The sequence below is a fragment of the Halanaerobium saccharolyticum genome (assembly GCF_004362045.1).
Classification (GTDB): Bacteria; Bacillota; Halanaerobiia; order Halanaerobiales; family Halanaerobiaceae; genus Halanaerobium; species Halanaerobium saccharolyticum_C.
Genome location: NZ_SNWX01000021.1, coordinates 26,789 through 52,661, shown reverse-complemented (window position 1 = coordinate 52,661; position 25,873 = coordinate 26,789). Strand labels below are relative to the sequence as shown.

Sequence of the window (25,873 nt, the reverse complement as noted above, 5' to 3'; positions counted from 1 at the left end):
GTTAAAGATCTAAAAATAAGAAAATGGAAATGTCCTGAATGTGGGGAAGTTCATGACAGGGATATTAACGCCAGTATAAATATTTTAAATGAAGGTTTAAAAATAAAAAGGGCAAGTTAGAGGATATACCGTAGGACTTACGGAATTTTAAGCCTGTGGAGATGGTGGGTTACCACTTCTATGAAGCAGGAATCCTCGTGGGCTTGCCCCGAGGAGGGTCAATAGGATGATTAAAAAAGCAGCTTTTTACACCCTGGGTTGTAAGGTAAATCAGTATGAAACTGAGGCTGTAATTGATATTTTTATAGATAACGGCTATCAGGTTGTTGATTTTTCCGAAAAAGCGGATGTTTATATTGTCAACAGCTGTACTGTGACCAATGAGGCAGCTCGCAAAACAAGACAGATTGCCCGCAGAGCAAAAAGAAGCTCTCCTGACAGCATAGTGGCTATTGTTGGCTGTTATACTCAGGCTTTTCCAGATGAGGTAAGTGAGATAGAAGAAATTGACTTTATTATGGGCAGTAACAACAAAGCCCAAATTTTAAATAGGGCTGAAGAGATGCTGGCCGGTAAATCAATTAAAAATGATGTTAAAGAATACAGCGAACTAAAGAAATATGAGGATTTAGAATTAAAAAGACTTTCTAACACAACCAGAGCTAATGTTAAAATTGAAGATGGCTGCAATCAATTCTGCAGCTACTGTATTATTCCCTATGCCCGTGGTCCAGTTCGCAGCCGCGGGGAAGAAGATGTGGTTGAAGAAATTAGAAGACTGAGTCAGCAGGGAGTTAAAGAAGTCATTCTAACCGGAACCCACCTGGGAGCCTATGGTAGTGAACAGGGAAACAGTAAAGCCTTAACTCAATTAATGAAGAGTTTAACTGAGATAGAGGAGTTAAAAAGAGTACGTTTGAGTTCAATTGAGGGTACAGAAATTGACCAGGAGATGCTGGGATTGATTGCTGAGAAAGATATTTTCTGTCCGCATTTACATTTACCTTTACAGAGTGGAAGTGATCAGATTTTAGAGGCTATGCAGCGTCCTTATTCTGTGGCTGAATTTAAAGATACAGTAGCAGAACTAAGAGAAAAAATACCGGAACTGGCAATTACTACAGATGTAATTGTTGGTTTTCCAGGAGAGACAGAATCGACTTTTGAGCAGACACTAGAGGTAGTTAAAGAGATTGGCTTTACAAAAGTTCATGTTTTCCCTTATTCAGCCCGGGAGGGTACACCGGCAGCAGAAATGGAGCAGCTTAATGGAAACTTGGTTAAAAAATACAGCAAAAGACTGCGTCTGCTCAATGAATCGCTGATGCTTAATTATCAAGAAAAATTTATTGGACAGCAAAAAAAGGTACTGATAGAAGAAGTTAGGGATCATAAAACAGATTTGTTGACAGGTTATACTGATAACTATCTTAAAGTTCTGCTGTCAGGTTCAGACGAATTAATGAATCAGCTGGTTAATGTTAAGCTGGAAGAGTCTGTTGACCCCTATCATTTAAAAGGAAAAATTGTAAATTAGCAGGAGTTTTCTTCTTTTAAGAGAATATAGTTAATAGCCTGAGTAAAAATTTAACTTTGGCTTTAAATAACTTTATTTTTATTTTTTGAAGGAGGGGTTTTCTTGGAAGACTGCTTATTTTGTAAGATATCTGCAGGTGAGATGGATACGGATTTTGTTTATCAGGATGATCAGGTTGTTGTTTTTGAGGATATTAATCCTCAGGCTCCTGTGCACTTGTTGATTGTGCCGAAAAAACATATTGCTGATTTAAATAATCTGCAGCCGGCAGATAATGAATTAATTGGACATATATATCAGGTGGCAAAAAAAATGGCAGCTGAATATGATATTGCTGAATCAGGTTACAGGCTGGTCAGCAACTGTGGTGATGATGGTTGTCAGTCAGTATATCACATTCATTTTCATCTTTTGGGTGGAAGAAAACTGCAGTGGCCTCCTGGATAAAAAATTAGCTTAAAAAGATTGGAGTTGTAAATATGAGTCAATTAAAAAAACAATTAATGGAAGATATGAAAAAAGCTATGAAGGAAAAAGATAAAGAACGTCTTTCTGTTATTAGAATGACCAGATCAGAGATTAAAAATAAAGAAATTGAAACTGGTGAAGAACTCGATGATCAGCAGGTGATAGCTGTGATTGCCAGACAGGTAAAACAGATTAAAGATTCTCTACCGGATTTTGAAAAATCGGGTCAAGAAGATGTAATGAGAAAGTTGAATCAGGAAATTGAAATTTTGCAGGAATATCTACCAGCACAGATGTCAGAAGCAGAAGTTGAAGAGCTGGTTGATCAGATAATAGAAGAAACTGGAGCCGAAAACATGTCTGATATGGGAGAGGTAATGGGAAAAATCATGCCCCAAATAAAGGGCCGTGCTGATGGTTCTATGGTCAGTTCTAAAGTCAAAGAAAAATTGAGTAGTTAAATATTAACTTTTGAAAAATCTATAAAGGAGGGGATTCCCCTTCTTTATTCCTCTTAACTGGAGGTCTAAATATGAAGAGAAAAATTTTAATTTTTTTACTTTTTTTATTGGTTTTTGGTTTTTCTAATCCAGAATCTGCTGAAGCAAAAGTAATGCACCTGCAGTTGGATAGTCAAATTAATAATGCAGAATATACTTTTGTTAATCATAATTTAACTAAAGCGGAGCAAGCCGGATACGATCTTGTAATTATAGAAATCAATTCCCTTGGTGGCTATGTTGATCCAGCTTTAAAAATTAGAGATAGGATTTTAGAGTCAGAAGTAGAAGTAATTACTTTTGTCAGCGGTAGAGCCTGGTCAGCGGCAGCTTTAATTGCTCTGGCAGGAAATGAATTATATATTTCTCCCTCGGCCAGTATTGGTGCTGCAGAAACAAGACCGAAGGAGGAAAAATATATTTCTGCTTTAAGGAAAGAATTTGCAGCTACAGCTGAAAGTAGGGGGAAAAATCCAGAAATAGCAGAAGCAATGGTTGATGCCTCAATAAAAATTAAAGGAATCATAGAAGAAGGTAAACTACTAACATTAACGGGATCTGAAGCCCTGGAATATCAGATTGCGGATTACAGTGCTTCTTCCCTGGCGGAGGTAGCAGCAGCCAGAAATATCAATCTAAATGAAATAGTTACGGTTAAAAAGAGCAATTTAGAAAAGATAATGGGAATTGTCAGCAGCCCCTATATTAGTTCACTGCTTTTAATTATTGCTTTTTCAGCTCTGATTTTTGAAGCCCTGACTCCAGGTTTTGCTCTGGGAGGAACAGTTGGCATAATTTCTTTATTGATCTTTTTTGCCAGTCATATTTTTACAGGTGCAATTGGAACTGGTATTGTGGTACTTTTTATAATTGGAGTAATTTTAATACTGGCAGAAGTGTTTATTATCCCGGGCTTTGGTATTGCCGGAATTAGTGGGATTACAGCAATTTTTATCAGTCTCTTTTTTATTTTTCCGAATACTTCGATTGCAATAAATGTGCTGCTGGCAGTAATCCTAATAACTCTGGTCATTGCAATATTTATGGTCAGAAAATTTGGAAGCAGTCATTTATGGAGGTCCATTTCTTTAGAAAGTGATTCTGAAAATTATTATTCTTCAACTTCTAAAAAAGATTATTTAAATCGCGAAGCAAAAACAATATCCAAATTACGGCCGGCCGGTACCATAAAAATTGATGGTAAAAGGATCGATGCAGTTAGTGAAGGTGGATTTATAGAAAAAGGTAAAAGAGTTAAGGTTATTGCAGTAGCTGGTTCCAGGATTGTTGTTCGAGAAATATCAGAGGAGGAATAAATAATGGAGATATTTTCAATTTTAATTTTAGTTGCTTTAATATTATTCTTTATTTTGTTTTTTTACTTTATCCCACTTGGATTGTGGATTTCGGCAACCGCTGCTGGAGTAAAGGTTGGGTTTTTTAATCTTATCGGAATGCGTTTAAGAAGAGTAGTACCATCTTCAATTGTAGGACCGATGATTAAATCTCATAAGGCAGGTAAAGGTTTAAGCAGTGATCAGCTGGAAGCACATTACCTGGCTGGAGGAAATGTTGACCGGGTTGTAGATGCTTTAATTGCGGCTCAGAGGGCAGAAATTGATCTGACTTTCGAAAGAGCTGCTGCTATTGATTTAGCCGGTAGAGATGTACTGGAAGCAGTGAAAATGAGTGTTAACCCAAAAGTAATACAGACTCCAGTTGTTACAGCGGTAGCCATGGATGGGATTCAGGTTATGGCAACTGCAAGAGTTACGGTTAGAGCCAATATTGAGCGTCTGGTTGGTGGAGCAGGAGAAGAAACTGTACTGGCAAGAGTTGGAGAGGGTATTGTTACTACAGTTGGTTCTGCAGAATCACACAAAAAAGTACTGGAAAATCCTGATTCTATTTCGAAAACAGTTTTAGACAAGGGGCTTGACTCCGGGACTGCTTTTGAAATTTTATCTATTGATATTGCGGATGTTGATGTTGGTAAAAATATTGGTGCTCAACTGCAGACTGATCAGGCAGAAGCAGATAAAGAAATTGCTCAGGCTAAGGCTGAAGAACGGAGAGCAATGGCTGTAGCAGAAGAACAGGAAATGAAAGCCAGAGTCCAGGAAATGAGAGCCAAGGTGGTCGAAGCTGAGGCAGAAGTCCCACTGGCAATGTCCGAAGCACTTAAAAAAGGAAATATGGGAGTAATGGATTACATGAAGATGAAAAATATAGAATCTGATACCAAAATGAGAACCAGCATTTCTGATACTTCAGAAAATGAAAATAAAAATCAGAGTGAGAATTAATTCTTTTAAAACAGCCATTGGTGCTGGAGGTGAAGCATGGGAGATCTAATTTATGTACTACCTATATTTATAATTTTTTTCATTATTCTATTTCAAATATTTTCGCTCTTTAAAAGAGGATTTGATTTTATTGGAAAAAGGTTTGATCTGACTATTGATCAGGCAGGGGAAGAAAAAAAATCAAATTCCAACAAAATGAATCCTGATTATGATCAGGATGAGGTTAAAAAAAGAATTGCAGAAGCTGAAAGAGAAACTGCAGCTGAAAGTAAAGAAAGAATTTTAAATCAAAAATCAGAATCTAGTGCTGAAATTAAAGAAGACAAAAGGAAAAAGAATAATAAAGACAAAATAAAAAGAGAAAATTCCTGGCAAGAAAGAAGGAAGAATAAAAACAGTTCACTGGGAGAAATATTTGCCCAGTATAATGAGGTGGAAAAAGCTGTTATTTATAACGAAATTTTATCTAAACCAAAAGCCCTGAAAAGGGATCAAAATTAAATCTTCTTCAAAAACTGTGGCCTCCCTCCGGCTGCAGTTTTTTGGCGAAATTTGTTTAAAGAAATAAATATGATATAATAAATAAGTAAAAGTAATAAGGAGGAGTTATAACTTGAGTCAAAATGAGAAAAAAATTGAAATTAATGATTATCAGCTTGCACAAAATTTTTTCGGTCATAATGACCGTAACTTAAAGCTTTTAGAAGATATACTTTCTTTAAAATTAAGCGGCAGAGGTAATCAGATAAAAATTGAGGGTGACCATGACCTTAAAAAACCTGAAAAGATAATAAAAAAATTACTTTCTTTAACAGATAAAAAGGAAGAATTATCACCCAGGAAATTAAAATACGCAGCTGAGCTTTTAAAAAGAAATCCAGATATTAATTTAAATAGCATTTATGATGAAGTAATACTGGAAAATTATAAAGGTCGGAAGATAAAAGCTAAAACCATGGGGCAGAAGCTTTATTTAGAATCGATTAAAAATAGGGATATTGTTTTTTCTATTGGTCCTGCTGGTACAGGTAAAACTTATCTGGCAATGGTTATGGCAGTTAAGAGCCTTTTGAATAATGAGATTAATAGAATTGTTTTAACCAGACCTGCAATTGAAGCGGGAGAGAATTTAGGGTTTTTACCGGGAGATATGCAGGAAAAAGTTGATCCCTATTTGAGGCCATTATATGATGCGCTGTATGATATTCTGGGACCGGAAAAGGCTAAATTATATCAGGAAAAAGACATTATTGAGGTGGCTCCACTGGCTTATATGAGAGGTAGAACTCTTGATGATTCTTTTGTGATTTTAGATGAGGCTCAAAATACTACTTTAGAGCAGATGAAGATGTTTTTAACTAGAATTGGTTTTAATTCTAAAGCAGTCATTACCGGTGATATAACTCAGATTGATCTACCGAGCAAAAAACGTTCCGGTCTGGCTACAGTTCAAAAAATATTGAAAGGGATTAAAGGGATAGATTTTGTTTATCTCAGCCGACATGATGTAGTTAGACATGATCTGGTTAAAGAGATTATTAAGGCATATGAAAGTTATGAAAGTGGGAGCTAAATATGAAATTTATGAAAAAATTGAGAGTCAGACTCCGTAATTGGAGAAAAGAATATCTTGATTTTTCAACAAATAGCTATAAAGTTATCTGGGCTGTAATTTTCTTTATCTTAATTGCCCTGATTTTGAGTCTGGATTTGATTCCCAATCAGGTTGACTTAAGAGCAGGTCAGGTAAGCCAGGGTGATATAACTGCTCCCAGAACAATTACTTTTATTGATGAGAGCAGAACTTCTGAGTTGAGACAGCGGGCTGCTGATACAGCTCCTAGAGTTTATGAAGAAGATAGTACTGTAGAGGCAGAAGTGCTAAATAAGGTTAATAATTTATTTGAAGCTGTTAAAGAACAACGAAAGTTTTTCTATCAGAATAAAATTTCTTTAGAAACAGAGTCGAGTCAGGATCAGCAGAGTCAGGAAAATAAAAATACTGGGGCCCAGAATTCTGAGACTGGCAGTAACAAGTTAACAGCGGCTGAAATCAAAAACTTTAGTCAGAAAGAAGTAAATGAAATAATCGGCCTGGTCAGGGAAAAAATTTCTTTTGAAATTAGCGGTGACAGTTTAGCTACTTTAATTACTTTAACTGATGAAGAACTGCAAGAGCTTCAGAAGAGAGCTCGTAATCTTCTACAGAATAAATTAGAAAGTAGAATTTTACCCTCTGATCTGCCAGCAGCACGTACAGAACTTCGTCAGAGTGCAATGGAGATGGATATCTCCCGCAGCAAAAGATTGGCTCTGGCTGATATTTCTGAAACAGTAATTGCTGCTAATATGTTTTTGAATCAGGAGGCAACTGCCAGCAGGCGAGAGGAAGCTATCTCCAAAGTTGAACCTGTAGAACAGACTGTTAGACAGGGTGAGATAATTGTTCGTAAGGGTGATGTTGTTACTGAAGCAGATATAGAGATTTTAGAAAGACTTGGACTGCAGAAAAGTGGAATTAATTACTACAACATTACTGGTAGAATTCTGATCAGTTTGATTCTTGTTTTACTGCTTGGATTTTATTTTTATAAATATCAGAAATCGGTCTGGCAGGATAACAGTAAGCTGCTTTTAATTGAACTTTTAATTTTAAGTGTAGTTTTCTTTGCTAAAATATTAACACTTTTTCAGAATCCGTTTGTTGATTTTATGGTACCAACCGCAATGGCGTCAATACTTTTAACTGTCTTGATTGGCAGTGACACAGCTTTGATTACCACTTTATTTATTAGTTTATTAATTGCCCCAGTTTATGAGATGAACTTTAATATTGTTTTAACCTCTTTTTTGGCCGGTTTAATAGGGATCTTTAGTGTAACTAAGGTTAAAGAAAGAGGGGATATTATAAGAGCTGGTTTAAATGTGAGTTTTATTTTGGTGTTTTTAATCGCTGGTCTTTCCTTAATGCAGGAGAGTCAGGACTGGACATATTTAATCTGGTCAATTGGAGGCGGGATTGTTAATGGTCTTTTGGTAGGAGTGCTGGCTAATGGGATGCTGCCCTATCTCGAAGACTTATTTGATATGACAAGTTCTGTAAAATTATTAGAGCTTTCTAATCCGAGTCAACCGATATTAAAACGAATGCTGGTTGAGGCACCGGGCACCTATCACCATAGTGTGATTGTTGGTAATTTGGCTGAAACAGCTGCCGAAGATGTGGGAGCAGATTCATTACTGGCAAGAGCTGCAGCTTATTATCATGATATCGGTAAATTAAAGAGGCCTTACTTTTTTTCTGACAACCAGTTTGGAGGCGAAAACCCTCATGATAAAACTTCTCCCAATTTAAGTGCACTTATAATTAAGTCACATGTTAAAGATGGAGTAGAACTGGCAGAAAAAAATGGACTACCTGCAAAAATTATTGATATCATTAAACAGCATCATGGGACAAATTTAATTTCCTATTTTTATCAGCAGGCTCTACAGGATAATAAACATGATGATATTGAAAAAAAAGATTTTCGCTATGATGGCCCTAAACCTCAGAGTAGAGAGGCAGCGATTATTATGCTGGCTGATATTACTGAAGCAGCACTGAGGTCCAAGAATTTCAACAAAAATAATCATGACCGCATTGAAGGATTTGTTAGAGGTCTGGTTAAAGATAAATTAATAGAAAATCAGCTTGATCAGTCAAACTTAACATTGAGTGATTTAGATACAATAGTTAAAAGTTTTGTTAAAGTCTTAACCGGTATTTATCATCAACGGGTAGAATATCCGGAAAAATTGCTGAAAGAAATGAAAGGCGGGAATAATAGTGATTAATGTAGATTTTAATGATCAGCAAAATGAAGTGGAAATCAGCCAGGAGATGTTTTCACTTTTGGAAAAAGTAGTTAAAACTGCTGCTGAACTTGAAGGATACAGTGGGGGAGAAGTGAGTGTTGCATTTGTTAGTAATCAGCAGATTAAAGAGCTGAATAAAAAATATCGAGATAAAAATGAAGCAACAGATGTACTATCTTTTCCCATTGATCAGGACATACTTGGTGATATAATAATCTCTGCTCAGAGGGCTGCTGTCCAGGCAGAGGAATATGGTCATTCTTTAAAAAGAGAACTTGCTTATTTGACAGTTCATGGTATGCTGCATTTGTTTGGTTATGACCATCACGGCCAGGAAGAAAAAGATGAAATGCGGCAAAAAGAGGAAAGAGTTTTAACTGAACTGGATATTAGCAGAGATTAGGTGTATTCAATGTGGATTTTAAAAACTATAAATAGTTTTAATCATGCAATTGCCGGTTTTATCCATGCAATCAGGACTCAGAGAAATATGCAGATTCATCTGATAGCTGCAATTTTTGTACTGGCTTTTAGTCTTTTCTTTGATTTAAGTAGATTGGAACTGGGACTGATTATTCTCTCTATCTCTCTGGTTCTTTTTGCTGAGCTGGTAAATACAGCAGTGGAAGTTATTATTGATATCTTAACTCAAGATTATAGTTTTAAAGCAAGAATTGCTAAAAACATCAGTGCAGCTGCGGTTGTTATTGCAGCAGGTAATGCGGTTTTTATTGCTTATCTAATCTTTTTTAATAGGGCTCAGGAATTATCATTGAATCTTATTTTTAATATCAGACATGAGCCTCTGCATTTGATATTTATCAATCTGTCATTAATATTTATTTTGATTATAGCTTTAAAATCGATTTTTAGCAGTGGAACTCCACTTAAAGGTGGAATTGTTAGTGGTCATTCAGCCCTGGCAGCCTCTGCTGTGCTTATTATCTGGTTTTTAACCCAGAGTTTAATTGCTTTTTCACTGGCGGCAGTCCTTGCCTTTTTAACAGCACAGAGCAGATTAGAAGCAGGTACTCATTCGTTTAGAGAAATTTTACTGGGCACCATTCTCGGTATTATAATTACATTTATAATCTTTTATTATTTTAGTATCTAATAACTTAGTTGACCGTGGAGGAATCAATAATGTATTTAGAATTATTTTCATTTTTCATCTTAATATTTTTTTCTGCCTTTTTTTCTGGATCTGAGACAGCTTTTATGTCTGTTAATAGAGTTAAAATCAAGGAAAAAGTTCAAAGGGGAGATGAACATGCTGCAAAAGTTGATAAACTGCTGCAGAATCAGACAAGATTATTAACGACCATTTTAATTGGTAATAATCTGGTAAATATTGCAGCTTCCTCCATAGCAACTGCTCTGTCAATTGAGTTTTTTGGAAGTAAGGGAGTTGGAATTGCTACTGGTGTTGTAACCTTATTAATCTTAATTTTTGGAGAAATTACTCCTAAATCACTTGGTAATAATAGAGCTTCTGATTATGCTAAAATTGCTGCTGTTCCTTTATATTATCTGGAAATAATTTTGTCACCTTTTATCTATCTCTTCACAAAGATTGTAAATCTCTTTGTTAAGGATAAAAGTTTAATTTCCTCAGCCTTTTTAAGTGAAGAAGAAATCAGGAGATTTGTTGATGTTAGTCAGAGAGAAGGCGTAATTAAAGAGACTGAACAGGAAATGATCCAGAGCGTATTTGATTTTGATGATACCCTGGTTAAAGAAATTATGGTACCCAGAATTGATATGGTATGTATAGAAAAAAATGCCTCTTTAACTGAATTAATCAAATTGGGAGTTGAAAAAGGCCATTCCCGAATTCCGGTATTTGAAGATTCGATTGATAATATTATTGGTTTGATTTACATTAAAGATCTTTTAGAATTAATATTAAAGGAAAAAAAAGAGGTAAATATTGAGGAATTTGTTAAACCAATTTATTTTATTCCAGAAGGTAAACCGATTAATCAGCTTTTGTCAGAAATGAAGGAGAGGAAAGAACACATGGCAATTGTTGTAGATGAATACGGAGGGACTTCTGGTTTAATTACAATTGAAGATTTACTGGAAGAAATTGTTGGTGATATCCAGGATGAGTTTGATCTGGAAAAAAGCTATATTGAAGTGCTTGATGATAATAAACTACTTCTTGATGGTAGGGTAGATATAGAAGAATTAAATGAATTTTTAAAGGAACCTCTGGCAGAAAGTGATGATTATGAGACTGTAAGTGGACTGGTTTTGTATTATTTAAACCGCCTACCGGTCCAGGGCGAAAAACTGGAACTGGAGGATGTAACATTTGTTATTGAAAGTATTGTCGATAATAGAATTAGAAAAATTAAATTGATAAGTGAAGCTGAATTAAAATTAGAAGATATTGAATAATATTGTAGAGGTGAGAAGATGAAGTCAAAGTTGTTTATCCTGTTGATTCTGCTGTTAACTTCTCTGTTTGTTTTTACAGCCTGTAGTCCTGAAGGTGGAGAACAGGTGCAGCGAACTGAAAAAAAATCTACTCAGCAGGAAAAGTTAGGGCAGGAAGATTTAGAAGAAGAAATACAGAGTATTGAAGAAGAATATGCAGCTGAAAGTCTAGAAAAAGAGCGGAGCCTGAAAAACAATTACAGTGCTGTTTCTCCTTTTACCGGCCTACCAATTTCTCAAAATTATTATAAACGAGCAGTGGCTGTTTCTATTGAAAATGCTCCGGCAGCCAGGCCGCAGAGTGGTTTAGGGGAGGCTGCGATAGTATATGAATTTATGTTAGAAGGTGGGATAACAAGATTTCTGGCAATTTACTGGCCGGAAGTTCCAGGAAAAATTGGTCCCATTAGAAGTGCCAGACCAGCTTTAATTAAAACTGCTCAATCATATGACGCTTTATTTCTGCATGCAGGGGCAAGTCCGGATGGATTTGAACTTTTAGCTGATGACAGTGTACTGCACTTAGATCAAATTTATCAGAGCCAGTATTTCTGGAGAAGTAGTAAAAGAAGAGCTCCTCATAATTTATATTCCGGAGAAGAACCATTAAAAAATTATTTAAATAATTTATCAGAAAAAGAATATCCGGAACAGTTTAACTTTTTAACCGCTTCTGTAGTCAGTGATTTTAAAAAAGCGGAAAATATCAGTATTGATTACTGGGGTTCATATAAAGTACTATATGAATATAATAGTCTGGAAAATAATTATTTGAGATTTTTAAATAGTAAAGATAATCCGCACCTTTTAGAAAATGGTGAACAACTGAAGGCTAAAAATATTATAGTTCAGCATGTTAGGACTTCCACCAAGGATAGTCAGGGGAGACAGGATATTGATCTGGAATCAGGTGGGAAAATGCAGCTTTTTCGTGATGGTCTGGTAATTGAAGGCAGTTGGAAAAATAACAGGGGAGATATAACTTATTTTAATGCTGCTGGTAAACAAATTAAGCTCAATCCAGGTCAGACCTGGATTGAGGTAGTTCCAAATGGGACTGAAATTACTTATTAAAAACTATAGAAATATTAATTAAATTTAAAGTAATATTGTGAGGTGTTAGTTTATGGAAAAAGAAATTAAAGAAAAAATGTTTAAAAAAGCTTTAGAAGCTCAAAAAAATGCGTATGTGCCCTATTCAAATTTTCCTTTAGGAGCAGCTGTTTTAATGAAAGATGGTTCAATATATACAGGAGTTAATATTGAAAACGCATCTTTTGGTTTAACAAATTGTGCTGAAAGATCGGCAATTTTTACTGCTGTATCACAGGGTAAAAGAAATATTGAAGCTCTATTAATTGTCAGTTCTACAAAAAATCCTGTAACTCCGTGTGGGCCCTGCCGTCAGGTAATAAATGAATTCGCTGATGGTAAAATTGAGGTAGTAATGATGACTGAAGAAGGAAAAGAACTGACAATGACCAGTACAGAGCTGCTGCCAGGTGCTTTTAATGATTCCGCCATGGAGAAAAACAATGGGCTATAAATCAGGCTTTGTAACAGTTATCGGAAGACCAAATGTTGGCAAATCAACTCTAGTTAATACTTTAGTGGGAGAAAAAATTAACATAATTTCTCCCAGACCACAGACTACCAGAAATAGTATTAAAGCAATTTATACAGAGGATGATGGACAGATAATTTTTATTGATACCCCTGGTATTCATCAGCCTCGTAATGAGCTGGATAAATTTATGCAGGATCAAGCATATAATAGTTTAGATGGAATTGATGTAATTATTTTTATTTTAGATGGAAGTACCTACTGGGGTAAAAATGATCAATTAATCTATAAACAGATTAAAAATAGTGAACAAGAAATTATCTATGTTATGAATAAAATAGATAAAATTTCAAATAAAGAACTGGTTAAAAAACAGAAAGATTACAGCCAAAAAGTTGGCAAAGAAGTTATTCCAATCTCTGCTCTAAACAACAAAAATGTGGATAATTTGTTATCTGAAATTCTCTCAAAACTACCTGAAGGTCCCCAGTATTATCCAGAAGATATGATAACTGACCAGATAGAAAGATTTGTTTTTGCAGAAATGATCCGGGAAAAGATTTTTTATCTGACTAGAGAAGAGGTACCTTATGGGGTAGCTGTTTTAGTTGAAGAGGTTAAAGAAAGAAAAAATGACGATTATTATATCAGAGCCAATATCTATGTGGAGAAAAAATCTCATAAGGGGATCATAATTGGTAAAAATGGTAAGATGTTAAAGAAAATTGGACAGCAGGCCAGAAAAGAAATAGAAGATCTAATGCAGACTAAGGTTTATCTGGACCTCTGGGTTAAGGTTTTAAAAGACTGGCGAGAAAAAGATAATCTGCTCAAAAGAATGGGTTATAAATAAAATTTTGCAGGACAATGATAAAGTTTGTAGAATATAACTATTGATAAAGCAAAAATACAAGAATTTAAGGAGTGGTTTTAAAATGGCGATCAAACCTCGTGATATGGCTAAAATGATTGACCATACAAATTTAAGTCCGACGGCGACAGTGGACGAAATTAAAGAATTATGTAAGGAAGCAAAAGAGCATGAATTTGCATCTGTATGTGTAAATCCTATATATGTCCCCTTAACTGCAAAATTACTGGAAGAAAGTTCAGTTAAGGTCTGCACTGTAGTTGGTTTTCCTCTGGGAGCAAATACTACCGAAGTTAAGTCCTATGAAACCAGAAATGCTATCAAAAATGGTGCCCAGGAAATTGATATGGTAATGAATATTGGAGCCTTTAAATCTGGAGCTTATGAGATTTTTAAAGCTGATATTAAGGCTGTAGTAGATGCGACCAAAAAAGCAGGTGTTAGCTCTGATATCATTGTAAAAGTTATTTTGGAATGCTGTTATTTAGATGAAGAAGAGATTGTTAAGGCCTGTGAGATTGCAAAAGATGCAGGAGTTGATTTTGTAAAAACTTCAACAGGTTTTGGTGATTATGGAGCCAGAGTTGAAGATGTTAGTATTATGCGCAAAACTGTTGGTCGAGATGTCGGTGTTAAGGCTTCTGGCGGAATTAAAAACTTTGAACAGGCTTTAGAAATGCTTGATGCCGGTGCTAACCGAATTGGTGCGAGTTCGGGAGTAACAATTGTAACAGACGACGAAGAGTAACCGGGAGTTGAGTTAAGTGGCAACTTTTGAGACAGAAGCATTAGTCTTAAAGCAATTTGATTTAGGAGAGTCAGATCGTCTGATCACTTTATATACCAGAAAAAAAGGTAAATTAAAGGCTGTAGCAAGAGGAGCCCGGAAGGGGAATAAATCTCGTTCCGGTCTTGTTTTGCCCTTTAGTTATCATGATTTCACTTTATATCAGGGGAAATCACTGGCTAAAATAAATCATATCGAATCTATTGCAATGAACACAAAATTAAGAGAAGACCTTGATTATATGGCTTATGCCAGTGTTGTTTCCGAATATGTAGAACGGGCCGGGCTGGAAGATGAAGCCGATCAGGCTCTTTTTTCTCTTTTAGCTGTTATTTTAGAGAAAATGGCAGAGGCGAAAAAGGGAGAACTTTTATTTTATTTAACTGTTTTCAAGGCAAAATTACTGCTGCTGCTGGGGGTTAAACCAGAAATTGAGAACTGTACAGTTTGTGGGGAAAAAGTTGATCTTAATAATTCAACTCCACTCAGTGTAGAAGAGGGTGGCTCAATCTGTAAAAATTGTTTTAAAGATAGTAATTATAAATATACTCTTTTTTCTCTAAATGAAATGAGGGCCCTGTATAAAATTACCTTTGCCGAAATTTCTAAATTAAAGCCTGTCCAATTTTCTGAGAAAATTTTAGAGAAAATTAATGAGTTAACAGAAAAATTTCTGATCTATCACCTTGATTTAAAACCGAAATCATTATCATTTCTTTATACAATCAGGAAAATGAAAAATAATTGATTAAATTTGAGCCTTGTCCTGAAGGATAAGGTTTTATTTTAATGAAAAATATTAAAAAGAGTACGAGAGGAAGTGTGTTTATGAATTTCCAGGAAATTATATTTTCGTTGGATAAATTTTGGAGTGAACAGGGATGTATAATTGAACAACCCTACGACACTGAGGTAGGTGCAGGAACAATGAGTCCTTCTACCTTTTTGCGTTCACTGGGAAAAGAAGGCTGGGATACAGCTTATGTTCAGCCCTGTCGTCGACCTACTGATGGTCGCTATGGTGATAATCCTTATCGCCTGCAGAGATATTTTCAGTATCAGGTAATTATGAAACCTTCACCTGATAATATTCAGGAAATTTATTTAGATAGTTTACGAGCGCTGGGTATTGAACCTGAAAAACATGATATTCGTTTTGTAGAAGATAACTGGGAGTCACCCACACTTGGAGCCTGGGGTCTGGGCTGGGAAGTCTGGCTTGATGGGATGGAAATTACTCAGTTTACTTATTTCCAGCAGGTGGGTGGTTTTAAAGCCGATCCAGTCACAGTAGAGATAACCTATGGTTTAGAGAGAATAGCTATGTATTTACAGGAGGTTCAAAATGTATATGATTTAACCTGGGTTGAAGGTGTTAAATATCGTAAAATCTATCATCAAAATGAGGTTGAGCAGTCTAAGTATAATTTTGAAGTGGCAGATATTGAGCGTTTATTTGATTTATTTGATATTTATGAAGCAGAAGCTGAAAACTCTCTGGCAGCAGAACTGCCTTTAGCTGCCTATGATTATACTCTTAAGTGTTCACATACCTTTAATCTTCTGGATGCCCGGGGAGCAATTAGTGTAACTGAGAGAACTAGATTTATCAAAAGAGTTAGAAAACTGGCTCATGCATGTGCAGCCAGCTATTTAGACTCAGGAGAGCAGGAGTGATAATGATGGCAAAAAATCTAATTTTCGAAATAGGAACTGAAGAAATGCCCGCTGCCTCTATGCAGAGATTTAGGGAAGATTATCTAAAAACAGCAGCGGCAGTCTTTGAAAATAATAATTTAGATTATGAAAATATGAATGTGTATTCTACTCCCAGAAGACTTGTACTTGCAGTTAATGATTTAGCTGAAAAACAGGAAGATCAGCGAGAAATTGTCAGGGGACCTGCAGTAAATATTGCCTTTGATGATGCTGGAAACCCTACCAAAGCCGGGGAAGGATTTGCCCGTGGTCAGGGAGTAGAAGTCGATGAGCTGGTAGAAAAAGATGGGTATTTGTATGCGGAAAAACTGGAAAAAGGAAAAAATACAGCCGATATTTTAGCTGAGATTTTAAAGAAGATTGTTGAACAGGTACCTCTGCCAAAGGCAATGCGCTGGGGTAGTGTGCAGATGGAATTTATTCGTCCAATTAAATGGCTTTTAGTTTTATTTGGTTCAGAAAAAATTGATCTTGAAATTGCAGGAGTTAAAAGTTCTAACTTCAGTATTGGTCACCGCTTTTTAAGTGAAGGTCAGGTGGAGATAAACAAAGCTAAAGATTATTTTTCTGCTCTGGAATCTGCTTCTATTATAGTCAGCCAGGCAAAAAGGGAAAAAATCATTAAGCAAGAAATTAAGGAGCTTGATTTATCAGCTCAGCCAGTGATAAAAGATTCCCTGCTGGCAGAGGTAACAGATTTAATTGAGTTTCCCACTGCTTTTAAAGGAAGCTTTGCTGAGGAATATTTAGAGCTGCCGGCGGAAGTTTTAATAACAGCTATGGAAAAACATCAGCGTTATTTTCCAGTAATGACCGGGGATAATCATCTGCAGCCTGAGTTTATCGGTGTGCGTGATGGAGGCCGCGATTATCTTGACCAGGTTATTTCTGGAAATGAAATGGTTTTAAAAGGGAGACTTGATGATGCTCAGTTTTTCTTTGCTGAAGATCAAAAATATGGTTTTCTAAACAGAAGTCAGGATATCAAAGATATAGTTTTTCAGAAAGATATAGGTAGTGTTTATCAGAAAGCAGAAAAACTTAAACAGATAACTGTCCGACTGGCTGATCTTTTAGATTTTAAGTCTGCAAGAAAAGAAATGGCAGTCAGGGCAGCTGAAATCTGCAAAAACGATCTGGCTACAGAAATGGTAAATGAATTTGCAAATCTCCAGGGGCTAATGGGTAAGGAATATGCTCTTTTAGAAGGTGAAGCAGAGGAAACAGCAGAGGCTATTTTTGAGCATTACCTGCCGCGCTTTGCTGGAGATAAATTACCAGAAACTAAAAGTGGTACTGTACTTGCAATGGCTGAAAAACTATTTAATTTAAGCAGTCATTTTCTGCTGGGTAATATTCCAAGCGGTTCTCAGGATCCTTTTGCTTTAAGAAGACAGGCTACCGGTCTGCTGAGAATTATTTTGGATAATAATTTAGCAGTTAATGTTGATGAGATTATTAAGTTTTCAATGGAGATTGTTGCAATCAATCCCGATAAACTTGATTCTGCGGCTTCTGATTTAAAAGAATTTATTAAACAGCGGCTGGGAAATTTACTCGCAGAAGAAAATGTGAGGTATGACATCATTAACGCAGTAATAAATATCAACGATCATAATTTGCTTGATCTTTATCAGAGAGCACATAAATTAATGGAATTTAGGTCTGAGAACCCCAGTTTATTTGTTGATTTAATTCGGGGTTTAGTAAGAGCAAAAAATCTTGGCGAAAAGGCCGAAAATAAAGTAGAAATTGAGGCAGGATTATTGTTTGAAGCTGAAGAAAAAGAATTATATAAAGAGTTTAATCAGCGAGAAGCAGAAATCAAAAACTTTTTTGCTTCCAGTCAGTATCAAAAAGGTTTTTACCTGCTGGTAGAATTAAAGGAATATATTGATGCTTTCCTGGATAATGTAATGGTGATGGTTGACGAAAGAGAGCTTAAAAATAATCGTCTGGCTTTATTAACCCGTATTGCAGAATTAATGTCAGAGGTAATGGATATTGAAGAAATAGCTCTAGACTAATAATTTAATTTAACGGGGTGAATATTATGAGTAAGAGAAAAGTTGTGGCTTATGCAGTATCAGATTCAACTGGTAAAACAGCCAAACATTTAATGGAGTCAGCTGTGGGTCAATTTCCGGAGCATAAGATTAGAATAAAGACATTTTCTTTTGTTCGCTCTCTAGAGAGAATTGATGAAATAATAGAAAAAGCTAAAGCTGAAAATGCAATTATTGCCTATACTTTTGTTAAAACTGAAATGAGAGAGCATTTAAATCAAGCAGCAGCAGAAAACAATTTGGAATATATTGATATGATGAAAAAACCTTTAAATATGGTTGCTGATAGGTTGAACGTAGAACCCAGAGAGGAATTTGCTTTAAAATATAAACTGGATGAAGAATATTTTAAAAGAATTAAGGCAATGGAATTTACTCTTAAATTTGATGACTTAAATGAATCCAAAGGGATTGCTGAAGCAGATATTGTTCTGGTAGGAGTCTCCAGAACTTCAAAGACTCCTCTTTCTGTCCATCTATCATACTTAGGTTATAAAACTGCCAATGTGCCGCTTGTACCTGAGGTGGAAGTGCATCCTTCAGTTTTAGAAGATAATGCTGAAAAAGTAGTTGGTTTAACTATAGATCCAGAAATGTTAAATGATATTCGGATTGAAAGATTAAAGAAAATGGGACTTGGTGATGATGCAACCTATGCGGCAAAAGAAAGAATTACGGAAGAATTTGAATATGCCGATTCAATAATGGAAAAAATTGGATGTCCTATAATCGATGTTACAGACAAAACTATAGAGGAGACTGCTGTCGAGGTACTGTCATATTTCAATGAATAGGAGCTGATATTATGTTTTCCAGAGTTGAACAGCTAGAATGGGAAAAAGATAAACTTTCAGATTTTGCCTGCCTGAGTTCAGCCAGCAGAGGGCGATTAAAAGAAGAAACAGGCTCTGAAATACGTACAATTTTTCAGCGTGATCGGGATCGAATTATTCATTCAAAAGCTTTTAGAAGGCTTAAGCATAAAACTCAGGTATTTATTGCACCTGAGGGTGATCACTACCGGACCCGGCTGACTCATACTCTGGAAGTTTCTCAGATTGCTCGCACAATCGCCAGGGCACTTAAATTAAATGAAGATTTAGTAGAAGCTATTGCCCTGGGACATGACCTGGGGCATACTCCTTTTGGCCATGCTGGAGAAGCTGCCTTAACAGAAATTACTGGAGCTGAGTTTAATCATAATCTTCAGAGCCTGAGGGTGGTTGATCTCATAGAAAAACGAAGCAGCGGCAGTAGAGGTCTTAATTTAAGTATTGAGGTCAGAGACGGAATCTTAAATCATACTGGCAGCAATAAACCATTTACCCTGGAAGGACAGATAGTAAGAATTGCAGATCGGGTGGCATATATTAATCATGATATTGATGATGCACTGAGGGCTGGAATTATCAGCCAGGATGATTTACCGCCAGCTGCAACTTCTATTTTAGGTGATACTCATTCTCAGAGAATAGATGTGATGGTCAGGGATTTAATTAACTCCAGCTGGCAGGAGAATGAAATAAAGCGCTCAGCTGAGGTTAAAGCAGCATCGGAAAAGTTAAGGAGTTTTCTTTTTGAAAATGTTTATATTGGTTCTGAAGGTAAAAGTGAAGAGGGTAAGGCAAAAAGATTATTAAAATTGCTCTACGAATTTTTTATGGAGAATATTAATTATATACCGGATGAATATTTAGAATTTGAGAAAAATCATAAGCAGGCAGTGGTTGATTATATAGCTGGAATGACAGACCGTTATGCTATTAATCTCGGCAGAAAATATTTTATTCCAACGCCATGGTTCGACAAAAATTGATAAATTAAGCTTTACTTTTGCAAATAAATGAAGGATAAATTATTTTTTTAGAGAAATATAATTACAACAGTAAATTATTTTTTGAGTAAATAAATTTAAGGTCAGGGTGGATAAATTGGCCAGATATTCAGATGAGTTTATAAATGAGGTAAAAGAAAATGTTGATATTGTTGACTTAGTTTCTGATTATCTTGAACTGAAAAAATCAGGAAATAGATATAAGGGTTTATGTCCTTTTCATAGTGAAAAAACACCATCATTTTTTGTCAACCCAGATAATAATTTTTATCACTGTTTTGGCTGTGGTGCTGGTGGTGATACAATAAACTTTGTGATGGAAATTGAAAATTTAACTTTTGTTGAGTCATTAAAAATGCTGGCTGAAAGAACAGGTATGGAATTGCCCGACATGAGTAATCAACAGCGACAGCACTATAAAGTAAGGGAACAACTTTTTTCTCTGAATAATTTAGCTGCTCGTTTTTATAATTATCTTTTAACTGAGACTGAGATGGGAAAAGAAGCATTCAATTATTTAAAAGAACGGGGATTTAATGAGACTGATATAGAAACATTTAATCTTGGTTATGCAGCTGATGAATGGCAGCTTTTATTAAATTTTTTGCAGAAAAAGGGTTTTAGTGTTGATTTAATTAAAAAAGCAGGTTTGATCAGTGAAGGAAAAAATAATTCACATTATGATAAATTTAGGAATAGAGTTATTTTCCCAATATTTAATAATAGAGGAGAAGTAATCGCTTTTGGTGGTAGAATTTTAGACAGAGCGGATAATTATGGACCCAAATATTTAAATTCGCCCGAAACACCTATTTTTAGTAAAAAGAAGAATCTATATGGTTTACATCTTGCTAAAGATTTGATTCGAGAGCAAAATAGCTGTATCATTATGGAAGGTTATACAGATGTTATTCAGGCTCATAAAAATGGATTTAAAAATTCTATTGCTTCTTTAGGTACTGCTTTTACCGAAGAACAGGCAAAGTTGATTAAAAGATATGCCGAAAATGCCTATATTGCTTATGATGCTGATACAGCAGGTAATAAAGCAACTTTAAGGGGTCTTGATATACTAAGCAGGACAGGGATTAATGTTAGAGTCATTCAACTTGAGGAAGGCAGTGATCCAGATCAATTATTAAAAAATGCAGGTGAAGCAGCTTTTAATAGTTTGATTGAGGATGCAGTAAATTTAATAGATTTTAAAATAAATATGATTATTAAAAATAAAAATCTTTCAGAACCTGGAGTCAGAAAAAAAGTTTTAAGATCTATTGTTGAACTTCTAAGTGAAGTAGAAGATAATTTAGAAAGAGAAATTTATATCGAGAGAGCAGCAGCTAAAACCAGGTTTAAGGCTGATGTACTGGCAGAAGAAGTGGAAAAAGAATTTAAGAAAATTAAAAGCAGGAATTATCAAAGAAATAGAGAAAAACAAGATAAGCAAGTAGAAAAAGAATTTGACTTATACTCGCAATTATCATATTATCAAAAAGTTGAAGAAGAAATTCTGGCTCATTTTATCAGTAATCCTGCTTTAAGAGAAGAGCTGGCTGCCAGACTTTCGAAAAATGACTTTAATGGTAGAACTGCTCAGCTGGCAGAACATCTTTTTAAAGGCAGTGTGATCAGTAATTCTGTTCAATTAGATAAAGTTAAGGATAACTTAGGTGATGAATTGTTATCTTACTGGTCAGAAATTCTTGTCAAACAGGATAATTCTTTAGGTAGAGATCATATTTTAGAACTGGCAGATTATTTAAGTTCTAAGAGGATTTCCAGAAATAAAAAGAAATTATGCAGTCTGCTCAGCAGAAAAGAATTAAATCTGGATAAATTAAATCGTATTTTATTGACCTTTTACAGTTTGAATTACAATATTGAGAGGAGGGACTAAAGTGGCTGAAAAAGATACAAGTCCTGCTAAAATAGATGAAGTTAAGGATCTTGTCAATCGTGGTAAAAAAGAAGGGGAACTGACATATGAAGAAATAATGGATGCCCTGGAAGACATTGATTTAGATTCAGAAGATATAGAGAAAATCTATGATATTTTTAGTGACATGAATATTGAGATAGTTAATTCTAAATTAGAAGATGATGAGGAAGATGAAGATGATGAAAATAGTGGTCTTGATCTGAGCATTCCTAAGAGTGCCAGTATAGATGACCCAGTAAGGATGTATTTAAAGGAAATTGGTAAAGTTGATCTTTTAACTGCAGATGAAGAGGTAGAACTGGCCAAAAGGATGGAACAGGGTGATGAATGGGCCAAACAGCAGCTGGTTGAAGCTAACTTGAGACTTGTAGTTAGTATTGCTAAAAAATATGTTGGTCGTGGAATGCTTTTTCTTGATTTAATTCAGGAAGGTAATATGGGATTAATGAAGGCAGTGGAAAAATTTGATTACACCAAGGGTTATAAGTTTAGTACCTATGCTACCTGGTGGATTAGACAGGCTATAACACGTTCGATTGCTGACCAGGCAAGAACGATTAGAGTCCCAGTTCACATGGTAGAAACGATCAATAAATTAATCCGGGTTTCCAGACAACTGCTTCAGGAAATGGGAAGAGAACCTAAAGCTGAAGAAATCGGTGAAGAAATGGATATCTCAGCTGATAAGGTAAGAGAGATTATGAAAATTGCTCAGGAACCTGTTTCTCTAGAAACTCCAATTGGAGAGGAAGAAGACAGTCACCTTGGAGATTTTATTGAAGATGTTGATTCTCCTGCCCCTGCTTCAGCGGCATCTTATATACTGCTTAAAGAGCAGCTGGATGGAGTTTTAGATACTCTTACTGATAGAGAAAAACGGGTTCTGGAACTTAGATTTGGAATAGAGGATGGTCGTCCGAGAACTTTGGAAGAAGTGGGTAAAGAGTTTGGTGTTACCAGAGAAAGAATCAGACAGATTGAGGCTAAGGCACTGCGCAAATTAAGACATCCAAGCCGCAGTAAAAAGTTAAAGGATTATCTGGATTAAAGAGCATAAATGGGTAATTGGAAGTATTTATGAGATATTACAATATTATCATTAATATTTCTCCTGAAAATATTAAAATAACTCTTGACCTGTGCTGATTTCTATCATATAATTATTCTTGTCGTCACAAATAAACGATTTGTTTTTTTGTAGAGGGCCCATAGCTCAGCTGGTCAGAGCAACCGGCTCATAACCGGTTGGTCCCAGGTTCGAATCCTGGTGGGCCCACCAGAATATAAACACCCTGTTCTTTAATTAGAGCAGGGTTTTTTTGATTTATAAATAAGAATATATTGACAAAATATTAAGGAGGTCATTTTATGGCAAAAGTAGCTGAAGTTGTACAGTTAATGGGAGAAATTGCTCCAGCCAGACTGGCAGAAGACTGGGACAATGTTGGCATGCAGGTTGGGGATGGTTCTCAGGAAGTAGAAAATGTATTATTGGCTCTTGATTTTAATAAGAAAGTTTTAACCGAAGCAGTAGAAAAAAATTGTCAGCTGATAATTACTCATCACCCTTTTATATTTAAGGGAATTAAATCTGTTAATACTCAAAATCAGAGTGGTAAATTAATTTTTGAATTAATCAAAAACAATATTTCTTTATTTTCTGCCCATACAAATTTAGATATTGCAGAAGCCGGTTTAAATGATTATCTGATTAAAATGTTAGATGTAGAAAATATATCTAGTTTAAGCACAACCAGCAGTCAAAATTATTATAAACTGGTGACTTTTATTCCGGAAGATAATTTTGAGGAAGTAAGATCTGCTCTGTTTGCTAAAGGTGCTGGAGAATATGCAAACTACAGCCATACTGGCTTTTATCAGCAGGGAAAGGGCAGTTTTAAACCTCTGGCTGAAGCTGATCCTTATCTGGGTGACAGAGGGAGTTTAAATGAAGTTGCAGAATACAGATTTGAAACAATTATAGCCCCCGAAGATTTGAATCTGATTATAAAAGAATTATTAAAAGTCCATCCTTATGAAGAGCCGGCCTGGGATTTATATAAAATGGAAAACTTAGAAAGTAAAAAAGGAATTGGTAGAATTGCAGATTTAAAATCAGAAATTGAACTGGATGATTTTTTACAGAAAATCAAGGAAGTTTATAAACTGGATCAGATAAGGGTTGTCAGGGCAAAAAGGAAAATTAAAAAAGTTGCTCTCTGCAGTGGTAGTGGGGCAGATTTTATTAAAAATGCTCATTATCAGGGTGCAGACTTATATTTAACTGGTGATGTTAAGTTTCATGAAGCACAGACTGCAGAAGCACTTGGGCTGTCTCTTGTCGATTTTGGCCATTATGGAAGTGAAAAATTTGTTAAAGAATTATTATCTGAGAGATTAACCAGTATAGCTTCTTCAAAATTAAAAAAAGAAGTAAATTTTATTAAGTCTGAGGTGAATACACAGCCCTGGAACTATCAGTAACCACTATTACTCCGGTCTTTTTTAACTTGAGTATATTGCTTGACATATAATAATTCTGGTGGTATACTTTATATGGTAAAAAAAATAAGTTAACCAGATGATCGCATCTTTTAAGATGAGGAAAGTCCGAGCTCCACAGGATAGGATGCCGGGTAACCCCCGGTGGAGGTAACTCCCAGGCTAGTGCCACAGAAATATACCGCTTTTATGAAAGGGTTTTCTTTAAAAACCTTTTCTTAATGAGTAAGGGTGAAAAGGTAAGGTAAGAGCTTACCGGGTTTCAGGTAACTGGAATGCCAGGTAAACCCCATCTGGAGTAAGTCCAAATAGGGAGAATATAAAAGTGATCCGCTTTTCTCCGGGTAAGGACGCTTGAGGGTTCAGGTAACTGTTTCCCCAGATAGATGATCATCTAATACAGAACTCGGCTTATAGGTTAACTTATTTTTTTTGCCAATTATTATTTTTTAAATTTTTATAAAACTCAAAAAAGGGGTGTTGAAATGGAGAAAGAACTAATAGATGCAATAGAATATATTGATACAGCAGTTAATAAAACAGAACAATTTGATAATTATTCTCCTGAAATGAGTAATAAGGTTCTGGATAATAGAATTATAACACTTGAGGGTTACATAAGATATATTGAAAGAGAAACAATGCCTAAATTGGAAAGTTTAGCAAAAAAGCTGGAGGAGATAAATAATGGTTGATCAGATATATTATAAAATTCAGTATCCTCTTAAAAAAGCTATAGATTTAATGAAAGACCTGGATCATCATGATTTAGATTCTCTGGGAGAAAACTTAAATAACTATGACAGGGAAAAAATTGTTAATTTTATAGAAGCTTGGAATAATGGTGGTAAAGAAAAATTAATTTCTTTAATCCATGATTTGAAGGCACATCAATAAATAATTTTTCAAAACCATAGCTAACTGGCTGTGGTTTTTTGATTATTAGACTATGACTCTTATGAACTGGATAAAAAGCCTCTTAAAATACTTAAATGCTTTAATAATACCTATTTACTTGATTATAATACTTATATTATCTTCAAAACAGCTGCTCTAAACTTTAAGATATATATTAGAGGTGAGCAGAATGCAAAAAGAATATATTGGGAAAAAGATTAAAGAATACCGAAAAATAAAGGACTTAACACAGGAAAATCTGGGCGAAAAGGCTGGTCTGCATTATACATATATTGGTCAGGTGGAAAGAGGAGAAAAGGAGCCATCATTAAAATCCTTATTAAATATCGCTGATGCTCTTGACGTTGGAGTTGATAAATTACTAATTAATTATAATTTGAGTTCGGAGGCCAGTATTAAGATTTCAAATATCACTGATTTACTTTTAAATAGAGATGAAAAAGAATTAGAGATGATCTATACTTTACTTAAAGATTTAACAAATATTTTAGAGACTCATAATATTGAAAAATGATAAAATTTATGGTACAATAAACTGCAAACTGATTGAAGAAGTGTAATC

Annotated in this window: 27 protein-coding genes, 1 tRNA gene and 1 other RNA gene; all 29 read left to right on the top strand. The window is 35.2% G+C overall.

Annotated elements, in window-relative coordinates:
* Positions 1–120, top strand: a 120-nt coding sequence (locus DFR79_RS16440) for a zinc ribbon domain-containing protein (RefSeq protein WP_166638042.1), incomplete at its 5' end; no start/stop codon positions are given.
* Positions 121–226: 106 nt separating this feature from the next.
* Positions 227–1,537: a tRNA (N(6)-L-threonylcarbamoyladenosine(37)-C(2))-methylthiotransferase MtaB gene (gene mtaB / locus DFR79_RS11685; protein ID WP_133515662.1), complete on the top strand. Its 1,311-nt coding sequence runs from the start codon at positions 227–229 to the stop codon at positions 1,535–1,537.
* A gap of 102 nt (positions 1,538–1,639) precedes the next feature.
* Positions 1,640–1,984, top strand: a complete 345-nt coding sequence (locus DFR79_RS11680; RefSeq protein ID WP_133515661.1) for a histidine triad nucleotide-binding protein — start codon at positions 1,640–1,642, stop codon at positions 1,982–1,984.
* 32 nt (positions 1,985–2,016) lie between these two features.
* Positions 2,017–2,466, top strand: coding sequence for a GatB/YqeY domain-containing protein (locus tag DFR79_RS11675; protein ID WP_133515660.1), 450 nt, complete (start codon positions 2,017–2,019; stop codon positions 2,464–2,466).
* A 71-nt stretch (positions 2,467–2,537) separates the two neighbouring features.
* Complete coding sequence (locus DFR79_RS11670) at positions 2,538–3,821, top strand: NfeD family protein (protein ID WP_133515659.1); 1,284 nt, start codon at positions 2,538–2,540, stop codon at positions 3,819–3,821.
* A 3-nt stretch (positions 3,822–3,824) separates the two neighbouring features.
* Positions 3,825–4,811, top strand: a complete 987-nt coding sequence (gene floA, locus DFR79_RS11665) for a flotillin-like protein FloA (protein WP_166638041.1) — start codon at positions 3,825–3,827, stop codon at positions 4,809–4,811.
* 36 nt (positions 4,812–4,847) lie between these two features.
* Complete coding sequence (locus DFR79_RS11660) at positions 4,848–5,312, top strand: hypothetical protein (protein ID WP_133515657.1); 465 nt, start codon at positions 4,848–4,850, stop codon at positions 5,310–5,312.
* A gap of 112 nt (positions 5,313–5,424) precedes the next feature.
* The gene (locus DFR79_RS11655) at positions 5,425–6,384 is read left to right on the top strand and encodes a PhoH family protein (protein WP_133515656.1); all 960 of its coding nucleotides are present in this window, start codon (positions 5,425–5,427) and stop codon (positions 6,382–6,384) included.
* A gap of 2 nt (positions 6,385–6,386) precedes the next feature.
* Entirely contained in the window at positions 6,387–8,648 is a 2,262-nt protein-coding gene (locus DFR79_RS11650) for an HD family phosphohydrolase (protein ID WP_133515655.1), read from the top strand.
* Complete coding sequence (gene ybeY / locus DFR79_RS11645) at positions 8,641–9,072, top strand: rRNA maturation RNase YbeY (RefSeq protein ID WP_133515654.1); 432 nt, start codon at positions 8,641–8,643, stop codon at positions 9,070–9,072. Before DFR79_RS11650 ends, ybeY begins: the two co-directional genes overlap by 8 nt.
* Before the next feature lie 9 nt (positions 9,073–9,081).
* A complete protein-coding gene (locus DFR79_RS11640; RefSeq protein WP_133515653.1) occupies positions 9,082–9,783 on the top strand; it encodes a diacylglycerol kinase in 702 nt (233 codons plus the stop codon).
* Between the two features lie 29 nt (positions 9,784–9,812).
* Entirely contained in the window at positions 9,813–11,072 is a 1,260-nt protein-coding gene (locus DFR79_RS11635; protein WP_133515652.1) for a hemolysin family protein, read from the top strand.
* A gap of 18 nt (positions 11,073–11,090) precedes the next feature.
* On the top strand, positions 11,091–12,185 hold the full coding sequence (locus tag DFR79_RS11630) for a DUF3048 domain-containing protein (RefSeq protein WP_133515651.1): 1,095 nt from the start codon (positions 11,091–11,093) through the stop codon (positions 12,183–12,185).
* A 52-nt stretch (positions 12,186–12,237) separates the two neighbouring features.
* Complete coding sequence (locus DFR79_RS11625) at positions 12,238–12,657, top strand: cytidine deaminase (protein WP_208107542.1); 420 nt, start codon at positions 12,238–12,240, stop codon at positions 12,655–12,657.
* Positions 12,647–13,528, top strand: a complete 882-nt coding sequence (era, locus tag DFR79_RS11620; RefSeq protein WP_133515650.1) for a GTPase Era — start codon at positions 12,647–12,649, stop codon at positions 13,526–13,528. Before DFR79_RS11625 ends, era begins: the two co-directional genes overlap by 11 nt.
* A gap of 82 nt (positions 13,529–13,610) precedes the next feature.
* Positions 13,611–14,294: a deoxyribose-phosphate aldolase gene (gene deoC / locus DFR79_RS11615; protein ID WP_133515649.1), complete on the top strand. Its 684-nt coding sequence runs from the start codon at positions 13,611–13,613 to the stop codon at positions 14,292–14,294.
* A 16-nt stretch (positions 14,295–14,310) separates the two neighbouring features.
* On the top strand, positions 14,311–15,081 hold the full coding sequence (gene recO / locus DFR79_RS11610; RefSeq protein WP_133515648.1) for a DNA repair protein RecO: 771 nt from the start codon (positions 14,311–14,313) through the stop codon (positions 15,079–15,081).
* Between the two features lie 80 nt (positions 15,082–15,161).
* Positions 15,162–16,010, top strand: a complete 849-nt coding sequence (locus DFR79_RS11605) for a glycine--tRNA ligase subunit alpha (protein WP_133515647.1) — start codon at positions 15,162–15,164, stop codon at positions 16,008–16,010.
* 5 nt (positions 16,011–16,015) lie between these two features.
* Positions 16,016–18,079 (top strand): glycine--tRNA ligase subunit beta, encoded by a 2,064-nt coding sequence (gene glyS, locus DFR79_RS11600; RefSeq protein WP_133515646.1) that lies wholly within the window; start codon positions 16,016–16,018, stop codon positions 18,077–18,079.
* Between the two features lie 26 nt (positions 18,080–18,105).
* On the top strand, positions 18,106–18,912 hold the full coding sequence (locus DFR79_RS11595; protein ID WP_133515645.1) for a pyruvate, water dikinase regulatory protein: 807 nt from the start codon (positions 18,106–18,108) through the stop codon (positions 18,910–18,912).
* Positions 18,913–18,923: 11 nt separating this feature from the next.
* The gene (locus DFR79_RS11590; protein ID WP_133515644.1) at positions 18,924–19,934 is read left to right on the top strand and encodes a deoxyguanosinetriphosphate triphosphohydrolase; all 1,011 of its coding nucleotides are present in this window, start codon (positions 18,924–18,926) and stop codon (positions 19,932–19,934) included.
* A 106-nt stretch (positions 19,935–20,040) separates the two neighbouring features.
* The gene (gene dnaG / locus DFR79_RS11585; RefSeq protein WP_432207096.1) at positions 20,041–21,849 is read left to right on the top strand and encodes a DNA primase; all 1,809 of its coding nucleotides are present in this window, start codon (positions 20,041–20,043) and stop codon (positions 21,847–21,849) included.
* 1 nt (position 21,850) lies between these two features.
* A complete protein-coding gene (gene rpoD, locus DFR79_RS11580; RefSeq protein ID WP_133515642.1) occupies positions 21,851–22,939 on the top strand; it encodes an RNA polymerase sigma factor RpoD in 1,089 nt (362 codons plus the stop codon).
* A gap of 154 nt (positions 22,940–23,093) precedes the next feature.
* A tRNA-Ile gene (locus tag DFR79_RS11575) sits at positions 23,094–23,170 on the top strand.
* Positions 23,171–23,259: 89 nt separating this feature from the next.
* A complete protein-coding gene (locus DFR79_RS11570) occupies positions 23,260–24,375 on the top strand; it encodes a Nif3-like dinuclear metal center hexameric protein (RefSeq protein WP_133515641.1) in 1,116 nt (371 codons plus the stop codon).
* 85 nt (positions 24,376–24,460) lie between these two features.
* Positions 24,461–24,823, top strand: an RNA gene (gene rnpB / locus DFR79_RS11565) — RNase P RNA component class A.
* 55 nt (positions 24,824–24,878) lie between these two features.
* Complete coding sequence (locus DFR79_RS11560; protein WP_133515640.1) at positions 24,879–25,088, top strand: hypothetical protein; 210 nt, start codon at positions 24,879–24,881, stop codon at positions 25,086–25,088.
* Entirely contained in the window at positions 25,081–25,290 is a 210-nt protein-coding gene (locus tag DFR79_RS11555) for a hypothetical protein (protein ID WP_133515639.1), read from the top strand. The genes DFR79_RS11560 and DFR79_RS11555 overlap by 8 nt, the downstream gene beginning before the upstream one ends.
* A gap of 190 nt (positions 25,291–25,480) precedes the next feature.
* Positions 25,481–25,825, top strand: coding sequence for a helix-turn-helix domain-containing protein (locus DFR79_RS11550; protein WP_133515638.1), 345 nt, complete (start codon positions 25,481–25,483; stop codon positions 25,823–25,825).
* Positions 25,826–25,873: the final 48 nt, after the last annotated feature.